Annotated in this window: 1 protein-coding gene; it reads right to left on the bottom strand. The window is 66.1% G+C overall.

The window, feature by feature from the left end:
* Positions 1–289, bottom strand: a 289-nt coding sequence (locus H0H10_RS03820; RefSeq protein WP_188179366.1) for a condensation domain-containing protein, incomplete at both ends; no start/stop codon positions are given.

Genomic DNA, 289 nt, shown 5'->3' with positions numbered 1-289 from the left:
GCCCTCGACCCGCGCCGCATACGCCACCGACAGATCACGAGCCAGCGGACCCATCGACCAACCGTCGCTCGCAATGTGGTGCACCAAGAGTACGAGCACGTACTCGTCCCCTCCGAGGGCGAACAGCGAAGCCCGCAGCGGAATCTCAGAGGAGAGTTCGAAGGCGTAGCAGGACGTCTGCCGCACCTGGTCGGAGAGTTGGTCCGGGGTGACATCGGTCGTGGTCAGCTCGAAGCCGGTGTCCTCGACCGGGAGGATGTGCTGGTACGGCTCGCCGTCGACGGACGGG

The sequence above is a fragment of the Streptomyces griseicoloratus genome (genome assembly GCF_014534645.1).
Classification (GTDB): Bacteria; Actinomycetota; Actinomycetes; order Streptomycetales; family Streptomycetaceae; genus Streptomyces; species Streptomyces griseicoloratus.
Note: the sequence above shows the minus strand (reverse complement) of the source record. Positions and strands in the feature narration are given on the sequence as shown.